Source organism: Mesorhizobium sp. Arg314 (genome assembly GCF_053714275.1).
This window is the reverse complement of the sequence record NZ_JBSKBP010000022.1, coordinates 76,504-98,173: the sequence shown is the minus strand read 5'-3', so window position 1 is coordinate 98,173 and position 21,670 is coordinate 76,504. Positions and strand designations below refer to the sequence as shown.

20 protein-coding genes and 1 pseudogene are annotated in these 21,670 nt (G+C 61.8%); 16 read left to right on the top strand and 5 right to left on the bottom strand.

The genetic code is table 11. The features are described from left to right. Window positions 1-1,500 (top strand): hypothetical protein (locus tag ACWGS9_RS22235; RefSeq protein WP_454507267.1); only part of this gene is annotated, 1,500 nt, incomplete at its 5' end. 32 nt (window positions 1,501-1,532) lie between these two features. Here ACWGS9_RS22235 and ACWGS9_RS22230 read toward each other — a convergent pair. Continuing rightward, a pseudogene (locus ACWGS9_RS22230) lies at window positions 1,533-1,711 on the bottom strand (IS3 family transposase); the annotation flags it as partial. 264 nt (window positions 1,712-1,975) lie between these two features. Between ACWGS9_RS22230 and ACWGS9_RS22225 the strand changes: the two are divergent. The 5 genes from ACWGS9_RS22225 to ACWGS9_RS22205 all read left to right on the top strand — a co-directional run bounded on the left by ACWGS9_RS22225 (window position 1,976) and on the right by ACWGS9_RS22205 (window position 8,150). Continuing rightward, complete coding sequence (locus tag ACWGS9_RS22225; RefSeq protein WP_454507266.1) at window positions 1,976-2,287, top strand: DUF3302 domain-containing protein; 312 nt, start codon at window positions 1,976-1,978, stop codon at window positions 2,285-2,287. A 5-nt stretch (window positions 2,288-2,292) separates the two neighbouring features. Next, window positions 2,293-3,408: an HlyD family secretion protein gene (locus tag ACWGS9_RS22220; RefSeq protein ID WP_454507265.1), complete on the top strand. Its 1,116-nt coding sequence runs from the start codon at window positions 2,293-2,295 to the stop codon at window positions 3,406-3,408. A gap of 117 nt (window positions 3,409-3,525) precedes the next feature. Further along, window positions 3,526-5,094 (top strand): DUF1254 domain-containing protein, encoded by a 1,569-nt coding sequence (locus ACWGS9_RS22215; protein ID WP_454507264.1) that lies wholly within the window; start codon window positions 3,526-3,528, stop codon window positions 5,092-5,094. A gap of 138 nt (window positions 5,095-5,232) precedes the next feature. Further along, window positions 5,233-5,766 carry a hypothetical protein gene (locus ACWGS9_RS22210; RefSeq protein ID WP_454507263.1) on the top strand — a complete coding sequence of 178 codons (534 nt, stop codon included), beginning with the start codon at window positions 5,233-5,235 and terminating at the stop codon, window positions 5,764-5,766. 326 nt (window positions 5,767-6,092) lie between these two features. Continuing rightward, on the top strand, window positions 6,093-8,150 hold the full coding sequence (locus ACWGS9_RS22205; protein WP_454507262.1) for a mechanosensitive ion channel family protein: 2,058 nt from the start codon (window positions 6,093-6,095) through the stop codon (window positions 8,148-8,150). Between the two features lie 456 nt (window positions 8,151-8,606). On the opposite strand, the gene ACWGS9_RS22200 is transcribed toward ACWGS9_RS22205, so the two are convergent. Next, window positions 8,607-8,834, bottom strand: a complete 228-nt coding sequence (locus ACWGS9_RS22200) for a tyrosine-type recombinase/integrase (protein ID WP_454507261.1) — start codon at window positions 8,832-8,834, stop codon at window positions 8,607-8,609. 367 nt (window positions 8,835-9,201) lie between these two features. On the opposite strand from ACWGS9_RS22200, the gene ACWGS9_RS22195 reads away from it, so the two are divergent. Further along, window positions 9,202-9,348, top strand: a complete 147-nt coding sequence (locus tag ACWGS9_RS22195) for a hypothetical protein (protein ID WP_454507260.1) — start codon at window positions 9,202-9,204, stop codon at window positions 9,346-9,348. Between the two features lie 191 nt (window positions 9,349-9,539). On the opposite strand, the gene ACWGS9_RS22190 is transcribed toward ACWGS9_RS22195, so the two are convergent. After that, a complete protein-coding gene (locus ACWGS9_RS22190; RefSeq protein ID WP_454507259.1) occupies window positions 9,540-9,821 on the bottom strand; it encodes a hypothetical protein in 282 nt (93 codons plus the stop codon). Window positions 9,822-10,657: 836 nt separating this feature from the next. Here ACWGS9_RS22190 and ACWGS9_RS22185 point away from each other — a divergent pair. From ACWGS9_RS22185 to ACWGS9_RS22170, 4 genes are all read left to right on the top strand, one after another. Beyond that, complete coding sequence (locus ACWGS9_RS22185; protein ID WP_454507258.1) at window positions 10,658-11,005, top strand: hypothetical protein; 348 nt, start codon at window positions 10,658-10,660, stop codon at window positions 11,003-11,005. Beyond that, window positions 11,002-11,274 carry a hypothetical protein gene (locus tag ACWGS9_RS22180; protein WP_454507257.1) on the top strand — a complete coding sequence of 91 codons (273 nt, stop codon included), beginning with the start codon at window positions 11,002-11,004 and terminating at the stop codon, window positions 11,272-11,274. The genes ACWGS9_RS22185 and ACWGS9_RS22180 overlap by 4 nt, the downstream gene beginning before the upstream one ends. Before the next feature lie 1,308 nt (window positions 11,275-12,582). Then, window positions 12,583-12,834, top strand: coding sequence for a hypothetical protein (locus ACWGS9_RS22175; protein WP_454507256.1), 252 nt, complete (start codon window positions 12,583-12,585; stop codon window positions 12,832-12,834). A gap of 180 nt (window positions 12,835-13,014) precedes the next feature. Beyond that, complete coding sequence (locus tag ACWGS9_RS22170; RefSeq protein ID WP_454507255.1) at window positions 13,015-13,458, top strand: hypothetical protein; 444 nt, start codon at window positions 13,015-13,017, stop codon at window positions 13,456-13,458. A gap of 97 nt (window positions 13,459-13,555) precedes the next feature. Here ACWGS9_RS22170 and ACWGS9_RS22165 read toward each other — a convergent pair whose 3' ends face one another. Beyond that, window positions 13,556-14,989, bottom strand: a complete 1,434-nt coding sequence (locus tag ACWGS9_RS22165) for an aldehyde dehydrogenase family protein (RefSeq protein ID WP_454507254.1) — start codon at window positions 14,987-14,989, stop codon at window positions 13,556-13,558. A gap of 227 nt (window positions 14,990-15,216) precedes the next feature. Here ACWGS9_RS22165 and ACWGS9_RS22160 point away from each other — a divergent pair, with 227 nt between their 5' ends. Then, on the top strand, window positions 15,217-16,278 hold the full coding sequence (locus ACWGS9_RS22160) for a YeiH family protein (RefSeq protein WP_454507253.1): 1,062 nt from the start codon (window positions 15,217-15,219) through the stop codon (window positions 16,276-16,278). Between the two features lie 37 nt (window positions 16,279-16,315). On the opposite strand, the gene ACWGS9_RS22155 is transcribed toward ACWGS9_RS22160, so the two are convergent. Next, the gene (locus ACWGS9_RS22155; RefSeq protein ID WP_454507252.1) at window positions 16,316-16,825 is read right to left on the bottom strand and encodes a GAF domain-containing protein; all 510 of its coding nucleotides are present in this window, start codon (window positions 16,823-16,825) and stop codon (window positions 16,316-16,318) included. Between the two features lie 189 nt (window positions 16,826-17,014). Here ACWGS9_RS22155 and ACWGS9_RS22150 point away from each other — a divergent pair, with 189 nt between their 5' ends. From ACWGS9_RS22150 to ACWGS9_RS22135, 4 genes are all read left to right on the top strand, one after another. Then, on the top strand, window positions 17,015-17,911 hold the full coding sequence (locus ACWGS9_RS22150; protein WP_454507270.1) for a GlxA family transcriptional regulator: 897 nt from the start codon (window positions 17,015-17,017) through the stop codon (window positions 17,909-17,911). A gap of 325 nt (window positions 17,912-18,236) precedes the next feature. After that, window positions 18,237-19,532: a M24 family metallopeptidase gene (locus ACWGS9_RS22145; RefSeq protein WP_454507251.1), complete on the top strand. Its 1,296-nt coding sequence runs from the start codon at window positions 18,237-18,239 to the stop codon at window positions 19,530-19,532. A gap of 319 nt (window positions 19,533-19,851) precedes the next feature. Beyond that, complete coding sequence (locus tag ACWGS9_RS22140) at window positions 19,852-20,529, top strand: isochorismatase family protein (protein WP_454507250.1); 678 nt, start codon at window positions 19,852-19,854, stop codon at window positions 20,527-20,529. Window positions 20,530-20,534: 5 nt separating this feature from the next. Then, window positions 20,535-21,578: an alpha/beta hydrolase gene (locus ACWGS9_RS22135; RefSeq protein WP_454507249.1), complete on the top strand. Its 1,044-nt coding sequence runs from the start codon at window positions 20,535-20,537 to the stop codon at window positions 21,576-21,578. Window positions 21,579-21,670: the final 92 nt, after the last annotated feature.

Below are 21,670 nucleotides of genomic sequence, written 5' to 3'. Positions count from 1 at the left end.
CAGACGGACCCGATCGTCCGCATTGAGGCCGGCCATCTTCGTCGGGCGCTGGAACGCTACTACCTGACCTCAGGACAGGGGGATCCTGTACTCATAACCATTCCCAAGGGTGGATATGTTCCTTCCTTCGCACGCCGGGCGGAAACCCAGTTAGCGCCGCTCCCTGCCCCACTTGTCACGCAGCCAGTCACAGAGCGCCCGCTCCTGTGGAGAACCCGGCCACGTCTGCTAACAGCCGTACTCGTGGTGCTTCTGGCGATCGTGGCATCTATATCGGCCTGGTGGTGGGGCTCCGCCAAACACGGCGAGCCGGAAAAGCCCCGTGTGCTCGTGCAGACCTTTGACAATCCGGGCGGCACTAAGGCCGCAGGCTCGGTTGCAAGCGGATTGAAGCAGGAAATCGTCGAGCAACTTTCCAAGTTCAGAGACATAGAGGTTATGGTGTCCGCCCCGAAGCCGGACGATGCCTCACTGGCGCCGCCACGATTTGTCATCGAGGGAAGTGTCACGCTGTCACAAGAGGCTTTCAAGCTTCGGGCTCGGCTCCTCAATCACGGCAGTGGAACCGTAATTTGGGCAAATAGTTACGACGGCCCATTAACCGCGTCGGCATTTCAGGATGCGCAGTTGAAGATTGCGCGCAGCGTAACTCAAAGCTTGGCTCAGGTTTACGGCGCGATCTTCCAGGCGGACGCGGACCAGGATTCCCGCGCAAGCCAAGCCCCAGATGAGTGGGCCGCGTATAGCTGCACGCTCTCTTTCTACGCGTACCGGCTAGAATATGATACGGAGCGCCGTCCCACTGTGCGTACATGCCTTGAGCAAGCTGTGGATCGCTTCCCCCGCTACGCCACGGCATGGGGTCTCCTGGCATTGGTCTATGTCGATGACTATCGGGCTGAATTTTCAGCCGATGGGGTGTCCCCGGCGTCTTCGCTTGAACATGCTCTCGACGCCGCCAGGCGAGCCGTGGCGCTCGATCCCCAGAATATGCGAGCGCGCCAGGCGAAAATGCTGGCTCTCTATTTCGACGGGCAGATCGATGCGGCGTTGGAGCTGGGCAAGGAAAGCTTGAAAGTGAATCCCGGTGACACCGAATTTTTGGGCGAGTACGGCGAGCGCCTCGCGGTTTCGGGAAATTGGAAGGAAGGTTGCCCATTGATTTCGGAGGCGCGTCGATTGAATCCGGGACAATCAGCTTACTATGAAGTGGACTCGGCGCTTTGCTCCTATTTTGGTGCCGACTATAGGCAAGCGGTCATTTGGCTGGAGAAAGCCGCTTTGCCAACGCATCCGATATTTCATCTAGTTGCCGCTGCCATATACGGCGAAGCGGGAAAGGCGATAGAGGCCCGCCGAGAGATCGTCTGGCTTCAACAGAACTTGCCAGGATTGGTGAAAAACCTGCGGGGGCAAGTGTCAATGCGTTTGGCTCGCCCGCAAGATGTCGAGACCTTTCTCGGCTCGCTTAGAAAAGCAGGTCTTGTGATCCCTGATTGACTGGCCTGCGCCGGTTTTGAACCGCGCAGTCGAGCTAGCATCGCTCGCTCCTTGAACTCGACGGGTTGAGACAGTCTCGTACCGAGTGCCGTCGCTGAGGATTGTTGAAGCGCTCGAGGTAATCGAACGCGCCCGCCCTGGCGTCATCCCTCGTCCTGTAGACCTTGCGCTGTTCGCCCTTGAGTGACGAAAGGAAGCTCTCCATCGCGGCAGGACAGGCTCTGCATTCCTCCAGTTCCGTCAAACACCTCATCTCGGTGTCCACGAACCGGCAGCGGGTCAGACCGCATTTTTAGCGGGTAGCCTACAGTTAGTTACCTTCCGAACAAGAGCACAATGCCCCAGCGTAGGCGGGTGATGCACTGTGGCTGCATGACTTTGGTTTTCTTTCCCGCTGGCGGCGTTGCTCGAAAAGCACGAAGCCGGGCGGCGACTTCGGGAAGCGGACTGAAGACGGCTTCGGATGGAAACAACAATGCTCGACAGCGTCGCGCTCATTACCTTGATCATCGTGCTTTTGCTGGTTGCCTACGGCGCGGTCGCTGTCTGGGCAATCCCCTATGAGATCGCCAAGGCCCGCAACCACCCACATCAGGACGCGATCGGCGCTGCAACCTGGGTCAGCCTCCTTACCTTGGGGGCGCTGTGGCCTTTCCTATGGATCTGGGCGTTCCTCTACCACCCGGATCGCGGCTGGGGACTTTCACCGGCTGCGGCTTCGGGAAATTCCGCCGAAACCTCCCAGCTCGACAGACGGCATTCAGCGCTTGAGCAGGTCGCGGAGTAGACGCCATGGGTGCACTTCTCCTGCTTGGTTATGCGGCTATCTGCGTTGTCGTCTTCAAATTCATGCGTCTGCCGGTCAACAAATGGACCGCGACCACCGCATGCCTTGGAGGCGTGGTGGTCGTCGGCGGGCTACTTGCAATCGTTAACTACAATCACCCGTTTACGACGGAAGCGCGTCTCTATTTCTTCACCACGCCGATCATTCCCGAAGTGAAAGGCCGTGTGGTCGAGGTTCCAGTTGAACCAAACGTTGCCCTTGAGAAGGGCGACGTCCTGTTCAAGATCGATCCGGAACCCTACAAATTCGTCGTTGCACAGAAGGAAGCTGCTGTCGCGGAAGCGGAACAAGGGGTCAAGCAGCTGAAGTCGGCGCAGGACCAGGCTGCCGCCAGTGTTGCAAAAGCCGAGGCGCAGGTCGAGCTGGCCCAGCAGGCCTTCGATCGCCAAACACAACTTCTCGAAAAAAAGGTGGTTGCGCAGGCCACTGTCGATACGGCGTCTCATAACCTCGAGGCAGCCAACCAGTCGCTGGCCGAGAGTCAGGCGGCGCTGGAACGCGCTCGATTGGCCTATTTGTCGGAGATCGGCGGCGTAAATACCACGGTCGCCAGGTTGACGGCCGACTTGCGCGACGCCGAATACGACCTCGATCAAACCGTGGTGAGAGCACCAACCGCCGGCTACGTAACCCAGCTCTTCCTCCGCCCCGGCATGATGGCAGGAACAGCACCGGCGCTGATCTTTATTCACGAGGGCGACAGGGTTTTTGCAGCAGCCTTCCCGCAGGCTGTCGTTCAACGTCTGACCGTGGGCTCGGAAGCCGAGATCGCGTTCGATGCGATTCCCGGGAAGGTATTTCAGGGCAAGGTCAGCGGGGTTGCGGATGCAGTTTCGCAAGGGCAGCTGCAAGCAAGCCCCACTCTTCTCAATCCTGAGGATCGCGGACAGACACAGGGCCTCGCGCTCGTCGGCATCGAAATAACGGACGATGTTTCGGGTTACCAACTGCCTGCCGGATCGACAGCTCAGGTCGCCGTGTACAGCACCCATATGGCGTCGGTCGCGGTCGTTCGGCGAATCCTGCTGCGGATGAAAAGTTGGATGAACTACATTGTCTGAATGATGGAAGGGAATCTGCGATTACTTTACGCCAACTGGAAGTATGCCTTGTGCATCTTCTCGGTGCGTGTGAGTCTACCAGGAATTATTCAACATCTTTAGAGGGAATAGACGACGATGCTTCGATATGGTATGCGATCTTTTGCTTTAGTCGGCGCAAGTTTGCTTGCGATGAATATCGCGTTAGCTCAGGAGGGAAACACCCCGGGCTACAATCACAAGATTCCAGAGAAGATCATGACGCCCGACAAGGTTGAGACGTCGATCGGAACGCTGAACTTCTTCGACGGGATGCCGGACGACGCAACGGTCGGCAAACTCTATGACAATCTCGATATTATGCGCGGCGTGGAGACATTCCTCAACGGCATTCCTGCAACCTCGATTGAGGGCGTGAGGCTCGGTTCCCTGGAACTGGGCGCCGATGCCTCCAACAAGGCGATCATTACCGAACAGCTGATGGACTCGGCGCCGCTGTTCCTGACCGGCAACACCGATACCGTCTATGGCATGGCGATGCTCGATCTCCAGAAGGACGGACCGACAGTCGTCGAGGTTCCGGCCGGTTCCGGCCCCGGCACCGTTAACGACGCCTATTTCCGCTTCGTGGCCGACATGGGCGCTCCCGGGCTCGATCGCGGCAAGGGCGGCAAGTACCTGATCCTTCCTCCCGACTACAAGGGTGATCTCAATCCGCCCGTCGGCGGCATGGAGGCCAAAGTCAAGGGTCAGAAGTATTTTGTCTCAAAGTCGACCAGCTACGTGAACTGGGTGATCCTGCGCGGTTTCCTGGTGGACGGAAAGACCGACGCGGCGGTGGCTTCGTTCAAGAAGGGGCTCAAGGTCTATCCGCTCAGCAAGCGCGATAACCCGCCGAAGATGGAGTTCATCAACGGATCGCGGGTCCCCATGAACACCATCCACGCCAACGACTTCGAGTTCTTCGAGGAGTTGCATACGGTCGTCGAACGTGAGCCGAGCTCGATGTTCGACCCCGAAATGCTCGGCCTGTTTGCCTCCATCGGCATCCAGAAGGGCAAGCCCTTCGCGCCGGACGCGCGGATGAAGAAGCTGCTGATCGATGCGGTCGCCATAGGCAACGCAACCTCCCGCGCGTTGTTGTTCCGCCCGCGCCTCGACGACGTCAAGCTCTATCCGAACAGTGCCTGGGGCACTGCCTTCGTGGGCGGCAGCTATCAATGGCTCCGGGACGGCGGCGCGGGCGGCCGTAATCTCGACGCCAGGACCCTCTACTTCTACCAGGCGACGGTCAACACGCCCGCCATGGTGCAGAAAATGGTCGGTGCCGGCTCCCAGTACGCCTATGCCGCAACCGACGCGAACGGCGACTATCTGGACGGCGCCAAGACCTACAGCCTCCGCATTCCCGCCAATGCGCCGGCCAAGGACTTCTGGTCCGTGGTGATCTACGATCCGCAGACGCGCTCGCAGCTTCAGACGAGCCAGGCCTTCCCGAGCAAGAACAACAAGCGCGACAAGCTCATCGAGAATTCCGACGGTTCGGTCGACCTCTATTTCGGCCCGACCGCGCCGGCGGGGAAGGAAGCGAACTGGATCCAAACCGTTCCCGGCAAGGGTTGGTACACGCTGCTTCGGCTTTATGGCCCGCTCGAACCCTGGTTCGACAAGACCTGGCGGCCGGGTGAGCTCGAGGTGGTCAAGTAGCGGGGTTCCGCGTTCGACCGAAAAACCAAGGTTGCAATAGGGGTGCTGGCATTCGTTGACAGCACCCTCGCTTCCCGCGGTCTTTCCAGGCCATGATCTAAAACAACTCTTACATCTGACATCTGAGGGATAACCATCATGCGAGATTTTACGGCACTTATCGTGGCAACATCAGTTGCGCTTTCATCTGCGACGGCAGTCTACGCGCAAGAAAATCCTCTTCCCAAGGCCAGCGATAAGCTTGTCAAATACGGGGATGACGTCGAGGGTTGGACTGTCTACGCCAATAAGACACGCGGAGATTGCCTGATCGTGAGTTCGTTTGGCCCGGGTTCGGTGCAAATGGGCGTAGGTGCAAACCAGTCGGTCGGATACCTAGGCGTGTTCACGAAGCTGGACATAGGCCTCAAGAACGGAGTCAAGGACATCTTCGTCGATATCGACGGTCATCTTTACCGCGGCGTGGTGACCACAACGACCGGCCAACTCAAAGGCGGGTATTCGGGCGGTTACATTTTGACGGATGACCCAGCTTTCAAGCGCGACGTGGCGAAGAAATACAAGATGACCGTGTTTCCGCAAACCCAGGGTACCTTTGTCGTCGATCTGAAGGGCACCTTCAAGGCGATGGCAACGGGTCGCAAGTGCCTGGCCGAACAAAAGTCAGGCTGATCCATTCCATCGATTTTCGACCGGCATAGCCGGAGGGCGACGTGATGATGGGCGAGCGACATGTGGCGCAGGCGCTGTTGCGGTCGATACCGGCACCGGTACAGAGCGAAACTCTGCCAGCATCGCGCGGTGCGTTTACTGCCGCCTAGATGCTGATGGCTAATAAGTTCCGTGTCGCTCGAACTCGAACCCTGGTTCGACAAGAGCTGGCGGCCGGGTGAGTTCGAGCTGGTCAAGTAGCGGGGTTCCGCGTTCGATCCGGCGTGCTTCGTTCGATTGCGGGAACGTCTGGTCGCATTGTCGACCGAAAATTGCGGGAGCGCTCGATGAGCAATGCACTGCCCACTCGAATTGGTCTTTTGCTGTCGGCCATTGTTCCGATTTTCTTTTGGGTGCTCGTTGGAGCTTCCTGGGCCCAGCAGCCTCCGGACGGCGTGCCGCCCGAAAAGGCACGGCAGTTCCTCGACCTGCTGTCCGATCCGGAGGTTAAGGTATGGCTCGAAGGAAAGGTACCGGCAGCCGCCGAGGAACCGTCTGCCGCATCGCCTGCCGACGCGATCTCGAACTGGGAGCTGGCCGTTCGCGCACGTCTCGTCGCGCTCACCGATGCCATTCCCCGCATCCCGCAGGAGGCAGCTAACGCCGCCGGCATCGTGTCGCGCGACGTGAATTCAGGCAGGCCCGGCCTGGTGATCCTTATCCTGGCAGTCCTGACTGTCGTCGGCTTCGGCGCCGAGTGGCTGGTCCGCCGGGCTTTGTCGCCTGGCGGTTCTGACCGAACAGTTGACCCCGGACAGGCGGCCCTGTCCGAGGTCGCTGCCTTGCTGACATTTGCTCTGGCAGCCATCGGCTCGTTCCTCGCGTTCGAATGGCCGCCTTTGCTGCGCCGCATCGTGCTGACCTTGCTGCTCGCCTTCATCGCCGTGCGTGTCGTCCGCGCAACTGCCAGGCTGCTGTTTGAACTTGCCGGCGCGGAAAGCAGGACGTCGGATGAGACGCTGACGGCAGTCCCTGTCGCAAGCGAGACGGTGCAGCGTTTCTGGCTTCGGCGCGTGAGCCTCATCGCCGGCTTTCTGCTGTTTGGCTGGGCCGTGGTCAGCCTCATGCCGAGCATCGGTTTCTCGATCGACGTGGCGCGGGTGGTTGCCCTGCTTTGTGGCCTGGGCATGCTGGCCGTCGCCATCGAAATCGTCTGGCGGCGGCCGGGCAGCGCAGCTTCCACTGTCAGGCAATCGCTGCTGACGCTCTATCTGATCGCGCTTTGGCTGGCCTGGGTGGCAGGACTGCTCGGCGTGCTGTGGCTTGGCCTCTATGCGTTGCTGTTGCCGATGGCAGTGCGTGGGGTTGGCAACGTCGCACAGGCCTTTGCCGCCAGAGCGCAGCGCAGTGGTGCCGCCGGCATCATGCTGAACGTGCTGATCGTCAGAGGTGCCAGGGCAGCAGTGATTGGCGCCGCGGTCGCTTGGCTCGCCTATATCTGGCGCGTCAGGACTGCAGCCCTTGCCGGCAGCGAAACAGGCGCGCTCGTGATTTCGGGCCTGCTCAACAGCATCATCGTCCTCCTGGTTGCGGATCTGCTTTGGCAGTTGGCGAAGGCGCTGATCGCCTATCGGATGGAGCTCGCGCCAAAGGAAGGGGCAAATGCGGACGACCTTGCCCGCAGCGGCCGGCTGCGTACGCTGCTGCCGATATTCCGCAACGTGCTCGCTGTCTTCATCGCGGCCGTCGCTGTGCTGACAATCCTGTCCGGACTGGGCGTGCAGATCGCACCTTTGATCGCCGGCGCGGGCATTTTCGGCGTCGCCATCGGCTTCGGTTCGCAGACACTGGTCAAGGACGTGCTGAGCGGCGTTTTCTATATGCTCGACGATGCCTTCCGTGTCGGCGAGTATATTCAGAGCGGCAGCTATAAGGGCACCGTCGAATCGTTCAGCCTACGGTCAGTCAGGCTGCGGCATCACCGCGGCCCAATTTTCACCGTGCCGTTCGGCGTGCTCGGCGCCATCCAGAACATGAGCCGTGACTGGGTGATGGACAAGATGGCTCTCAGCATCACCTACGATTCCGACGTGGATCTCGCTCGCAAGCTCATCAAGAAGATCGGTCAGGAGTTGGCCGCGGATCCTGAGTTCGCGGCCGACACGCTTGAGCCGCTGAAAATGCAAGGCGTCGACAGCTTTGGCGATTCCGGGATCGACCTCAGGATGAAGCTGATGACCAAGCCGGGAACTCAGTTCGGCATCAAGCGGCGAGCGTTCATGATGATCAAGAAGGCATTCGACGAGAACGGCATCAAGCTCGCCGTTCCCACCGTGCATGTGGCAGGTGGCGGCGACAACGCGGCCGCCGCGCAGCAACTGCTCAAGATGCAGGCGGCGAGCTAGCGGCAAACCCGGCGCCTGACGGCACTTAGTTCGTCGCGCTCGAAGGGAATCAATCGACGCGCTTTTAGGTCGTCGTTTTGATGCATGGCGTTGTCCCAGGGCCGCGCACCCCTCTGGGCGACATGCGCTAATCATTCACACCCCCTTCACACTACAGCAGTGGCTCGCTGCTGCCGGCATGTAGTTTCACGCCGGCAGTCATTGTTCAGCGCCTCCTCGGCGGTGGGTATCACGGGTAGCGGTCCTCCGACGCGAGCCCCAGAGTGAGTGCGACGATCAAGTTTTCCCTATAGCGGATTCCGACATCCCAACCTCGCTCATCAACACCCGCAATTCGGGTGAAGGTGCAAGGCAGAAAGTTCGAAAAGCTTCCAGGAACCCCAGCCAAGTAATTTCAAGTACTTAGCACCTACTGGATCGAACCGAACGGCAACCATGTTGCGTTTTTGTGTCGCGTCAAGCTCCCAAGAGCGCCTTTTCGGCCGCCGCCAGTTCTTCCTCATCGTTGGCGCTCGGGAACCGGTGGCCATAGGTGTCGTCCGTCATGACGATGCTGGAATGTCCCATGCGAGCCTGCACCGTCTTGATGTCCTTCCCCTGCTCACCTGCGTCCTTCGGGTTGATGAGCCAGCTTGCATAGAAATGGCGTAGCGTATGGAGGCAGGTGTATTTCGCGACCAGCACCGGCTTGCCTTCCTTGTCGAGCTTCGGCTTGCCCGATCAACCGCCGGCACAGTGAGGCCCGCCGCGACCTGTACAGGCTGCAGACCGCGCGTCACGAAAAGCGGTGTTCATCGAAATACGATCTCAGCCTTCGAGACCGATCAGACAGAGCCCAACAATTCAACGCTGACTGTCCTTCGGCAGGCCCTCGAAGCGGCCGGCGTTGTTTTCATCCCCGAGAACGGCAGCGGCGCCGGAGTGAGGCTGCGGAAGGCGTAGCTTGCATGCGCACATTACATGCGCAAGTATTCAGCCGGGCATGACTTGGGGAGGCGGGGGCAATGCTCAAGATTTTCTTAGCAGTGGGCGCGCCGGCGGCGCCGAGCAAGTGACCATCCCGCTCTCCATCGCCGCAATCTGCCTCGCCATGCTCGCCTGCGCTGTCTGGCGCTACCGGCGGGGCGATCTGATCGGGATGGCGGCGAGCCTGGTGATGTCGCTCCTGGCGCTGTACGTGCTTACGCACTGGCAATGAAACTTCTGCTGCCGGCGACATCCTAAGGGCTGTTCCCAGCTCGTCCGTATGGATGATGCCGGTCATTCCAGAACGAGCATATATTTTGTCGCCAGCCGGTGCCGTGTCTCGCCCCCGAGCCCCCGCCGGTTAGGCCCGGCGTTTGCTGACCCCCCGGTCAGCCTGCCGGGCCGCTCCCGCACTGCGTCCTATCAAGGACAAGGCGTCCACCTCTTGCGCTGTTCTGGCGTCAGCGCATGGTTCGTCAACTGGAGGTTCCTATCGTCGCGGCCGGCGTCGCGGCACTCACTGCAATAGATGATCTCGAGCAAATCCCAGTGCAGGCATGGCTGATCCGGCCCGAAGCGCTTCACCAACTCCGCAACGTCCAGGGTGGCCTTGCGCTTACATGTAAGGCAGTCGACCGACATACCCGTGCCGGCCTCAAGTTTGCGGCCGAGCGTCCCTTCGGAAAATGGCAACGTCATCGTCATTGGCGACCTCGCTGAAATGGTCGCCGTACCGGGAAGGATTATATTCCTCATCCCGGATCGCTTGCCAAGGGCTTACGCGATCACACCATAGCCGTTTGAGGTAGATTAGCCGATTTGTATATGCGACGGCCCTGATAAGCCGTCAGGCTCGGCGCTCGCCCTGAAGGCATTCTCCCCAACGAGATGCGCCGGCCACCTTGGCCCGCTGCCGGTGAGGTGGCACATCTGCAGCGGGCCATCGAACATTTAACCTCCGCCGCCCGCAGCCGGGACCGTGGCGCTCCCAGACCAATGTTCCATATGCGACTGAAGTCCCGCGTTGCCCCCGCATAGGTCCATGCGAGGAAACATATAGCCCGCAATCTCATTAGGTATAGGTTCCCCGACTGACGAGTGTTGAGTCCCTTTATCGTCGGTTTTTGGAGATGATGCCCGCTGTGTACCCCCGGCGGGCATCTTTCGTTGGATAAACCGCCCGTACATGCTTCACGCGACCGACCAGGCCCGGCTTAAACCATTGTGTTGCGGGCCGCCTCATGCCTTTAGGCGCGGCCCCCCGGAATGCTCGTGGACGCGTTGCCAGAGCCCCGCATCTCTCGGGTTCAAGGTGATGAATGCCGATCCGACATAGCGGCCGAAGCCGCGCTCCGCCATGAGAGCGAAGGCCGCCCGCGCCGGTGTGAGGCTGCGGAAGGCCTGATCGTGGCCAGCCCCTCAGACACAATCCGGAAACATACCGGAAAACCTCCCGAAATCGTTAAAGCGTATAGTTGACTGGAGGGTCAGTTCATCGGCTGCTGCGCTGCGGCAGCACTTGCTCGGGTTTGCGACAAGCGATGCAAAGGATCTCGATCAGCGTGATGGGTGCTTTGCTCAGCATGTCGCTCATTACAGCGGCGGCCGGCGCCTCCACCGCAAAGGTCGCAGCGCCGCTGACCCGGACCGAGCGCTGCGCCAATCTCAGCCGCCAAGTCGACGAAGCCCTCGAAACCCACGCCGCGGCAACGCAGGTCACCGCGGCGAAAGCACTGCAAAGAAAGGGAAACCGGTTCTGCGCCAACAAGAAGGAGGCGCAGGGCATCCGGATGCTCGCGAACGCTCTGAAGCTGCTTGGCGTGACACCGATCGATCCCGATGCAGTGACACCCAAAACCGACCTGCATAATAAGGAGAAAAAGCCATGAAAAAGTCCCTCATCTCCGCTCTCGGTCTTGCTTTTGCGCTCGCTGTCTCGATGCCGATTCTCGGCACCAGCACTGCCGTCGCTGCCACAAAGCCGGCGGCCCCGGCGGCGACCATGACCACCACCGCGCCGGCCTCAGATGCTATGACGAAGAAAAAGCCAGTCAAAAAGCACGTCGTGAAGGCCTGCAAGGTGACGAAGAAGCACAAGTGCCCGGTGAAGCACAAGAAGCACACTGCGAAGAAGGCCGCCCCCAAGAAGGCCTACTAAATTCTGCTATGTCGTAAGCGGCCGTCCACATCCAGCATTTGCGTGGACGGCCTTTTTTCTTGCTCCCGCCATCCTACACCGCCGAAGCGTCCTCTGCGCGAAAAGCGGTGGAAAGTCATCAACCGTGATCTTTATGCAGCTGCGCTAATATAACCTCTGCTCCAGCCGGCTCCCCACCCGAGTCGGCTAGGCCCGGCGGTTCATCCCAAACGCAACCCCAACGCGGAACTGTCGGGCCGCTAAGGACAAGGCGTCCAACCTTTCCGCTGCTCTGGCGTCAACGTATGGTTTGTGAACTTAAGGTTCCGATCGTCGCGGCCGGCGGCGCGCCGCTCGGCGCAGAAGAGCACCTTGATCAATCCCCAATGCATGCATGAATGATCCGGGCCGAGCTGCTTCACCAACGGCACGTCAGGCAACTCACCGATAGGCCTGTCCCGTCCTCAAGCTTCTTGCCGAGCGCATCTTCGACAAAGGGGATATTGTTCGACCTTGGCGACCTTGCTGAAGTGGTCGCCGCACCGGGGAGGATTATATTCCTTAGATGCTTTCGAATGGCAAGGACTCAATGAAAGAGCCCGCTCTTCTGGTGTCGGGCGGGCTCTTTGTCGGGACCTCCTAAAGGAAAGCCGGCGTCTCTCGCCTTCGCGGCGACAGGCGACAATCCATCCCGACGCGGCGCGCTGTCCGGTTGGAAGATGCGCGTCCAAATAATTAACATGGCCTGCAACGAAAGGTTCCTGGCGCCCCCCGCAAGCGGGGTGTTTACACCGGCGAAACGCAAAAGCAGGATCGAAGGAATAGAGTAAGCCGGCCGGCCAGCGCACCGCCAGCCCCCCGTGCGCACGACGATATACTAGCTAATTAACGAATCGTAGACCGCGCTGTCCTATTCTGGGACAGCGCGGTCACTACCCCATGAGCCGCGCAGGCGGCTCCGGCTTTCAGGCAACCCACCCCTAGTCGGAGCCGCCACCTTGTACATACCAGCAAGGGTTGAATCAACTCTTACCAAGCATCCTTACTGGTGCATTTTGCCGATCGTTAGAATTTGAAATGCGACGATATTGTTCGGGACGCCCCCGGGCAGTCGTCGTTGAGCGTGGTTGCACGCGCTCTGCTATGAGGCTTCCGCCACGGCCAATAGCAGCCGTGCTCCCGTCCAAAAGGCTTCGCCGATCATATTAGCAATCAACGATATATTAACAGCTAAGGCGCAGCCTTGCCGGATCGGGGACGAGAACCGCCCCCAGATCGACGATCCGGCACCTTATGTGCCGAGACGTTCGACCGATGCGGAGCAAACGCATGAGTGTCGAAACAGCATTGGCGCAGCTGTTGCGCATGCTTCACCGTCGAGCCTTGAACCTGGCGGCGTTGCCGGACGATGAAAGACTTGCTCATTACGACCGCATCCGCCGCTCATGCTGCGGAGCAGCCGAGCATATCGGCCAGAGCCCCGACAACGCAGCCATCACGGCCAACAGCATGGTCGAATTCACCCGGGCCATGGTCGGGATCATAGAGGCAAGGCGCGGGCAGCCATCGTCTCGTCCATAGCACCATCACAGCAATTTCTCCCAAGACCTTGAACCCGCACGCTGCAAGGATTGTGGCGGCAACGTCCAGCGTCTGGTCGCTGCTCGCCTATTCTATTGGAGAAAAATCATGACGAGCGCATTTTCCGCGTTTCTTGCGGCTCTCGGATCTGACGGCCCCCGAGCCGGCCGAGCGAAAGACATGGAGCTGTATGGCTGGCTGATCGGAAGCTGGGAAATGGACACGGTTCATCACCTCGACGACGGCACAATCCAGAAATGGGATGGAGAATGCCATTTCGGTTGGGTGCTCGAAGGCCGCGCTATCCAGGACATCTGGATGAGGCCCAAACGCCCTGCCCCGTCAATTATGTACGGCACGACCTTGCGCATCTTCGATCCCCGAATCGGCGGCTGGCACATCATCTGGAGCGATCCGCTCAACCAGGATTACTCGCGCCAGATCGGACGGGCGGAGGGCAAGGACATCGTCCAGATCGGCGAGGACTCGCGCGGCCTGCAAGCGCGATGGCGGTTCACCGAGATCACCACCGGCAGCTTTCATTGGATCGGCGAGGAGAGAGCTGCAGAGAGCGACCCCTGGCGCGTGACGTACGAGCATTTCGCCCGGCGGGTACGCTCGTAAGCCAGGTCGGTAGTAGCCGGTGCCCCCGAGGGGCGCGGTCGTGACCGTGCCCCTTCTGCTCACTGCGCCGGAACTTGCCTGCTGCATCAGGCGAACCCTACTCCGCCGCCTCATACCCGGCGATGCCCTTGATCTCGAGGAAATCCTCCAGACCGTATTCGGCATATTCGCGGCCGTTGCCGGACTGCTTGTAGCCGCCGAAGGGCAGTCCCGCGTCCCAGGTCGGGTAGTTGATGTAGACATTGCCGGAGCGCATGCGGGCGGCCACCTGGCGCGCCTTTTCGATATCCTTGGCCTGGATGTAGGAGGCGAGGCCGAAGACGGTGTCGTTGGCCTGCTCGACCGCCTGTTCGACCGTGTCGTAAGGCATGATCGACAGCACCGGTCCAAAGATCTCTTCGGTGGCGATGCGCATGTCATGCGTGACGTTGGCGAACACGGTCGGGCGGACATAATAGCCGCGGTTGAGCTCCGCCGGACGGCCTGGGCCGCCGGTCACCAGCGTGGCGCCCTCGTCGATGCCGCTCTGGATCAGACCCTGGATCTTGTCGAACTGCAGCCGGCTGACCACCGGGCCGAGCTTGGAACCCGGCGCGTCGGCCGGGCCGACTGTGAATTTTTCCGCCGCCGTCCTGGCATAGCCAGCGGCCTCGTCATGCCGGTCGCGCGGCACGAACATGCGGGTCGGCGCATTGCAGGACTGGCCGCTGTTGCCGAAGCAGCCGGCCACGCCCTTGGTGACTGCCCTTTGGAGATCGACATCGGGGAACAGGATGTTGGCCGACTTGCCGCCAAGCTCCTGATGCACCCGCTTGACCGTATCGGCGGCAGCCTTGGCGACCAGGATGCCGGCGCGGGTGGAGCCGGTGAAGGACATCATGTCGACATCCGGATGGCTGGCCAAAGCCTGGCCGACGGTCGGGCCATCGCCATTGACGAGGTTGAAGACGCCCGTCGGCACGCCGGCCTCGTCGATGATCTCGGCGAAGATGATGGCGTCGAGCGGCGCGATCTCGGACGGCTTGAGCACCATGGTGCAGCCGGCGGCAAGCGCGGGACCGACCTTGCAGGTGATCTGGTTGAGCGGCCAGTTCCAGGGCGTGATCATGCCGACGACGCCGACCGGCTCTTTCACGATCAGCGAGGAACCTTTGACGTGGCGGAACTGGAAGGTCTTCAGCACCTCGGCCATCTTTTCCAGATGCGCCTGGCCGACGCCGACCTGGCTGTCCAGCGCCATCTGGCGCGGCGCGCCCATCTCGCGCGAGACGGCGAGCGCCAGGTCCTTGCTGCGCTTCTTGTAGATTTCGATGACGCGCTTGAGGATGTCGAGGCGCTCCTCGACTTCGGTGAATCCGAAAGTGGCGAAAGCGCGCTTGGCTGCTGCCACTGCCTTGTCGACATCGGCCTTGGTGCCGAGCGAAATCTGCGCGAAGGCGTCCTCGTTCGAGGGATCGATCACGTCGAGCGTGTTCGGGACCGCCGGATCGACCCAGGCGCCATCGATATAGAACTGCAGATTGTGTGACATGGTTTCGCTCCCTGCGGGCCGCCGCCGCTCGATTGTGGTGAGGTAATCGTCGTATATCGTCAGAAATAACGATGCGGCAAGCGCCCTGTCAAACGCAAGCTCGGGCGATTGAGCCAGTTGCCCGACGGCAATCGTTCGTAAAAATCGATCATTATAACTCGAATAATTCGTTGGAAAGATTGGTTCTGGAATGGCATTTCCCCGGTGAGCTTTCCTGGAGAATTCAAGTGTCTTTCCTGCCCGTCACCGCGAACGATCTTCCAAATCGCCTGAACTCGGCCAATGCCGAGCGCAAGCGCCCAGCCCTGACCTCGATCTCAGCCGGCGTTGCGCCGGGACTGGTCCTTGTGGCGATGATCACCAGCGTCGCCTATTCGGCGCGCGGCTTCTCCGGCCTCACCCTGTTCAGCCCGATGATTCTCGCTGTCGTCGCCGGTATGATCTACTCCAACGTGCTCGGCCTTCCCGCCCATGCCAAGGCAGGCATCGCCTTTTCGCAAAAGCGCCTGCTGCGCTTCGCCATCGTGCTGCTCGGCTTCCAGCTCACGCTCGGCCAGGTGGCCGGCATCGGCCTCGGCGGCGTCGGCATCGTCGCCGCCACGCTCAGCGCCACCTTCCTCTTCACCATCACGCTCGGCCGGCTGATCGGCGTCGACGCCAAGCTGGCGCAGCTGATCGCCGCCGGCACCTCGATCTGCGGCGCCTCGGCAATCGTCGCCACCAACATCGTCACCAACGCACGCGACGAGGACGTCACCTACGCGGTTGCCGCGATCACGCTGTTCGGAACCGTCGCCATGCTCGGCTTTCCGCTGCTGGCGCCGGTCTTCGGGCTCGACCAGCACGCATTCGGTCTCTGGGCAGGAGCCTCGATCCATGAGGTGGCGCAGGTGATCGGCGCCGGCTTCCAGAACGGCACGCTCTCCGGCGAGACCGCGACCGTCGCCAAGCTGACGCGTGTCGCGATGCTGGCGCCGATGGTCATCGCGCTCGGCCTGATGGCGCGCCGCGGCAGCACCGACGCTTCCGGCGCCAAGCCGCCAATGCCCTGGTTCGTCGTGGCTTTCGTCGCGGTCGTAGCGCTGAACAGCCTGGTCGCCATTCCCGCCCAGGTCCATACCGCAATCGCCCTGGCCGCGCAGGTGATGCTGACCATGGGGCTCGCCGCCATGGGCCTTCAGGCCGACATTTCGCAGTTGCGCTCGCGCGGCCTGCGGCCGCTGATGCTGGCCTTCTCTGCCTTCATCTTCATCGCGGCTTTCAGCCTGATGCTGGTGAAATTCGCCTGAGACCGCGGCGAAGCCTGCCTCACCTCGATCTCAAGTCCTAATCCTCGTCGCCGTCCTCGAACGAGCTCGCCGCGACATAGATCGCGGCAAGTTTCTCGATGCCGGCCTGGTCGTCCTTGTCGAAGCGCCCGGGCAGCGGGCTGTCGAGATCGAGCACGCCGAACGTCCCATCGGCATCGCGCAAAAGCACGACCAGTTCCGAGCGCGAGTCGGCATCGCAGGCGATATGGCCGGGAAATTCGTGGACGTCCTTGATCAGCATCGACATGTCGAGCTCGATGGCCGTGCCGCAGACACCCTTGCCGACGGCGATGCGAACGCAGGCCGGCTTGCCCTGGAAGGGGCCGAGCACCAGCTCGTCGTCGGAGGCGAGGAAATAGAAGCCGGCCCAGTTGAGGTCGGGCACCATTTGATAGATCAGCGCCGCGGTATTGGCGGCATTGGCGATGGAATCGCCCTCGCCTTCCAGCAATGCTTTCAATTGCGCCGCCAACTCCTTGTAGAAGGCCGGCTTGTTGCTCGTGTCGATTGCCGTTGGCGCAAACATAGTGTCGTCTCTCCGTTGCAAGGGCGCCGACGCGCCCGCTAGAGTCACGCTCTCTCTGCCATCAATGCAGCGCCCGGGAAATACACAATCGTGAGTGCCGCCCTAGCCAACCGACCACGCGAGCGCGCCCAGACGGAAGCACGCCAAGCGCCCCTCACCTTCGCGGTGCTGGTCTTTCCCGGCTTTCCAATGATGGCCTTCTCGTCGGTGATCGAACCGCTGCGCGGCGCCAATGTTCTCGCCAGGCGCGAATGCTATCGCTGGGTGATCGTGGGGGCCGATCAAGGCACGGTCGAGGCATCCAACGGCGTCGTCATCCAGCCCGGCTTCTCGGCCGCCAGCGCGCCGAAGGTCGATCGCATCGTCGTCTGCTCCGGCGGCGATGCCGATCATGTCGTCGCCGACGAGGCGATGAGCTGGATCCGCAAAAGCCTACGCGGCGGCGCGCATATCGGCGCCGTGGCGGATGCGGCGTTCTTCCTCGCCCGCGCCGGCCTGCTCGACGGGCATGCCTGCACCTTGCACTGGACCAGCCAGGCCGCTTTCACCGAGGCCTTTCCGGACATCGAGCTCAGGCGCGATCTCTTCGTCATCGACCGCAAGCGCTTTACCTCCGCCGGCGGCGTCGGCAGCCTTGATATGATGCTGGAAATTATCACGCGCGATTATGGCGCTGAGCTGGCGGCCGGTGTCGCCGAATGGTTCGTGCACAGCCCCTTGCGGTCCAGCGTCGACCGCAAGCTGATGCCGCTCAGGCTGCGCACCGGCGTCCAGAACGAGCTGGTCCTGTCGGCCATCGCCATCATGGAGGACGCGGTCGAGGAGCGGCTCGGCATGGCGGATCTGGCGGAACGGCTTGGCGTGTCGCCCGACAAGCTCGAGCGCAATTTCCGCGCCGAGCTGGATATCTCGCCGAATGGCTATTACCGGCGGCTCAGGCTGAAGCGCGCCGCCGACCTCTTGGCGCATTCGACGCTGATGGTGCGCGACGTGGCGCTGGCGTGTGGTTTTGCGTCGATGTCCAGCTTTGCAAGAGCGTTTCGCGAGGAGCATGGGCATGCGCCCAAGGCGATGCGAAGGCATTAGGGGCCAAGTGGTGCGGCTCCGCGTTAACTCGTCATCCTAGGGCGAAGCGACGCGCAGCGGAGCGCAGACACCCAGGATCCATGCCTTGACCTGAGAGCGTCTCGGCGGTGCAGAACTGGCACCCCTCGCAGCGAGGACTTTCTGCACCGTTGCATCCTTGGGCCAAACTAACGGCATGGATTCTAGGGTCTGCGCGCGTCGCTTCGCTCCTTGCTTCGCCCTAGAATGACGACGTCAATGGCGCGGCATCCGGCACGACATCTGCGGAATTCCGCACAAGCTCCGCATCCTGCCCCGCTATGTTCTCCGCAACAGGAGGCCTCCCATGAGCATCGTCGTATTCGATCCGGACAGCACCGAGGACGTGGATTTCAAGGACCGCATGCGCCACCCGGCCGCGGCCGATCCCGCCGGCGGGATGTGGCTGTCGGACACCGAGCCGTCCTTCATCGATGCGGACGCGCTGCGTAAGGGTCGACTTACTAAACTGCGCGCCTGGATGCGCGAGGCGGGCTATGGCGGCGTCGTGCTGTTCGATCCCTATAACCAGCGCTATGCCACCGGCTCGCGCAATATGTTCGGCTATTTCCTGCGCAACTCGACACGGTACTTCTTCATCCCGACCGAGGGGCCGGTCGTGCTGTTCGAATATCCGCAAAGCTACCACGTCTCGATGGTGCTCGACACGATCGACGAGGCGCGGCCTTCCAAGCTGGTGTGGTCCTCGGTCTCCGGCCGCGACGACGAGACCGCTGGGCCGTTCGCCGACGAGATCACCGAGCTTTTGAAGAAGCATGGCGGCGGCTCTATGAAGCTCGGCCTCGACCGCTGCAGCCACCTCCAGGCGCTGGCGCTGGAAAGGCGCGGCTGCGAGGTGAAGGACTGCCAGGGCGAGATCCTGGCCGTGCGCGCCGTGAAGACGCCGGAGGAAGTCAAATGCCTGCTGGCGTCGATGGCGGGCGCTGAAGCCGCGGTGGCTGCGGTGCGCGAGGCGATCAAGCCCGGCGTTTCCGAAAACGAGCTGTTCGCCATCATGTATGGCGAGGTCATCCGCCAAGGCGGCGAGTTCATCGAAACCCGGCTGCTGACGTCGGGACAGCGCACCAATCCGTGGTTCAACGAAGCGAGCGGGCGCAAGATCCGGCCGGGCGAGTTGCTCGCTCTCGATACCGACACGATCGGCTGCTACGGCTATTATTCCGATTTCTCACGCACTTTCCGCTGTGGTCCTGGCAGGCCGACGCCCTACCAGAAATCGCTCTACCGCATGGCGCATGATCAGGTGCAGCACAATATCGGCATCGTGAAGCCCGGCATGGCCTTCCGCGAGATCGCCGAGAAAGCGTGGAAGATCCCGGACCGCTTCGTCGACCAGCGCTACACTTCGGTCATGCACGGGGTCGGCATGCATGGCGAAACGCCTTTCATCGCCCACGCGATGGACTACGAGACCTATGGCCGCGACGGCATCATCGTGCCCGGCATGGTGGTCAGCGTCGAGAGCTATATCGGTGAGAAAGGCGGCCGCGAGGGCGTCAAACTGGAGGATGAGATCCTGATCACCGAGACCGGCACGGAACTGCTCTCGCGCTTCCCTTATGAGGAAGAGTTTTTGGAATGAGCGAAGTCATGCCGGCGTCCACTGCCAGCCGGGGTGCGATATCGCAAAGCTTCGAGACTAGCCGTTGCGTACCTGCCGTTGTCATTCTAGGGCGTAGCAAGGAGCGGAGCGACGCGGCGCAGACCCTAGAATCCATGCCGTTACGACGAAGCGTTGCAACGGTGCAGAATTCTGTTAGGCCCCACTCGTCGATGGACGTAACGGCATGGATTCCAGGGTCTTCGCGACGCCGCTGCGCGGCTGCTACGCCCTGGAATGACGAAGCCGATAGGCTACGGCACATTCCGATGCCCCACCGCCCCCCTTCGAGAGCATCCGCATGAAAACGCCCATTTCCATCCGGCGCGGCACGGTGGCCGCGGTGTTCATCGATCTCCAGGAGGAGCATCGCAAGGACAAGCGCTACCTGGTCGAGGGTTATGCCGACATCCTCGCCAACGTCCAGCGGCTGCAGGAGGCAGCGCGACGCAATTTCGTGCCGCTCCATCACTGGGCCTATATCGTCGACCTCGCCGAGGCGCGGCCGTTCCATCCGGTGGACGAGAGCGGAAAGTCGGCCTTCTCCGACAAGGATGATCCGCTGACGGCGATCTGCAACGAGGTGGCGCCGCAAGACGGCGAAGCCATGTTGATCAAGCGGGAAGCGAGCGCCTTCGGCAGGAACGACTTTGCCGATAAGCTCAAGGCGGCCGGCATCGAATGGCTGGTGGTCGCCGGCGTGTGGACCGAGGCCTGTATCGACGCCACGGTGAAGGACGCGGTGGCGCGCGGTTTTCGCGTGCTGCTGGTCAAGGACGCCTGCGGCAGCGCAAGCGCCGCCATGCATCAGACCGGCATCCTCAATCTCGCCAACCGCCTCTATGGCGGCGCCGTCACCAACACGCTCGACGCCTGCCGGCTGATGGCCGGCGACACGGTCAGCGCGTGGCAAGTCGAGGGGTCGGTGCCGCTGCGCTTCACCTTCGAGAACGCCGCGCAGCTTTACGCCGAGCTCTGACGGCGATGGCTGGCGACCCAATCGATCCGGCGAGCCGCGGCAAATACGCCGACCGGCTCGATGCGGAGCTCTGGGACTATATCGACAGGGTCAACAGCTGGTACCCGCCGGAGATCGTGGCCGCACCGATCGCGGAGCAGCGCGCGGTCTATGGCCGGATGTGCGTAGCGTTTCACCAGGGTCGTCCGGAAGGTGTGACGACCAGCGACGGCCTCGTCGCCACGGCGACGCATGCGATCCCGGTCCGCCGCTACCGCATGGCGAACAGGATCGCGGCGGCGGTCGTCGTCTATTATCACGGCGGCGGCTTCGTCCTCGGCGATCTCGACAGCCACGACGACATCTGCGCGGAAATCTGTGCCGGCACCGGGTTCGAAGTTGTCTCGGCCGACTACCGGCTGGCGCCGGAACATGTGCACCCCGCTTCCTTCGACGATGCGCTTGCCGTGTTCGAATGGATCGCGGCGACCAGCGCGCTGCCTATCATCCTTTGCGGCGAAAGCGCCGGCGGCAATCTGGCCGCGGCGGTGGCGCATACGATGCGGCATCACTCCCGGCATGCCGTCGGCCAGATGCTGATCTATCCCGGGCTGGGCGGCGACGAGAGCCGCGGTTCCTACATCGAGCACGCCGAGGCACCGCTGCTGACGGTTGCGGACATCGAGTTCTACCGTCGTGTCCGCTCCGCGCCCGGGCAGTCGGCGGACGACCCGACCTTTTCGCCGCTCAGGGATCACGACTTTTCCGACCTGCCGGCGACAATCATCGTCACCGCCGAATGCGATCCGCTGTCGTGCGACGGCGAGGCCTATCGCGACCGCATCCTCGCCGCCGGCGGCCGTGCCTGGTGGCGCGAGGAGCCGCGGCTGGTGCACAGTTTCCTGCGGGCACGCCCGACCGTGCCGCGCGCGGCGGAGGCGTTTGCGAGGATCGTCAGCGACATCGCAAGACTTGGCGCCGGCGACGAAGTGCTAATCTCCCCCCAAATGGGGGAGATGGCCGGCAGGCCAGAGGGGGGCGCGAAGGATCGCGACCCTTCGAACCCTTGATGGCCCCAAACTATTCGTGAGCGATGCAGTGACTGGCTGAGGCGCCGGCGGGACAGCGCCCCCTCTGTCCTGCCGGACATCTCCCCACAAGG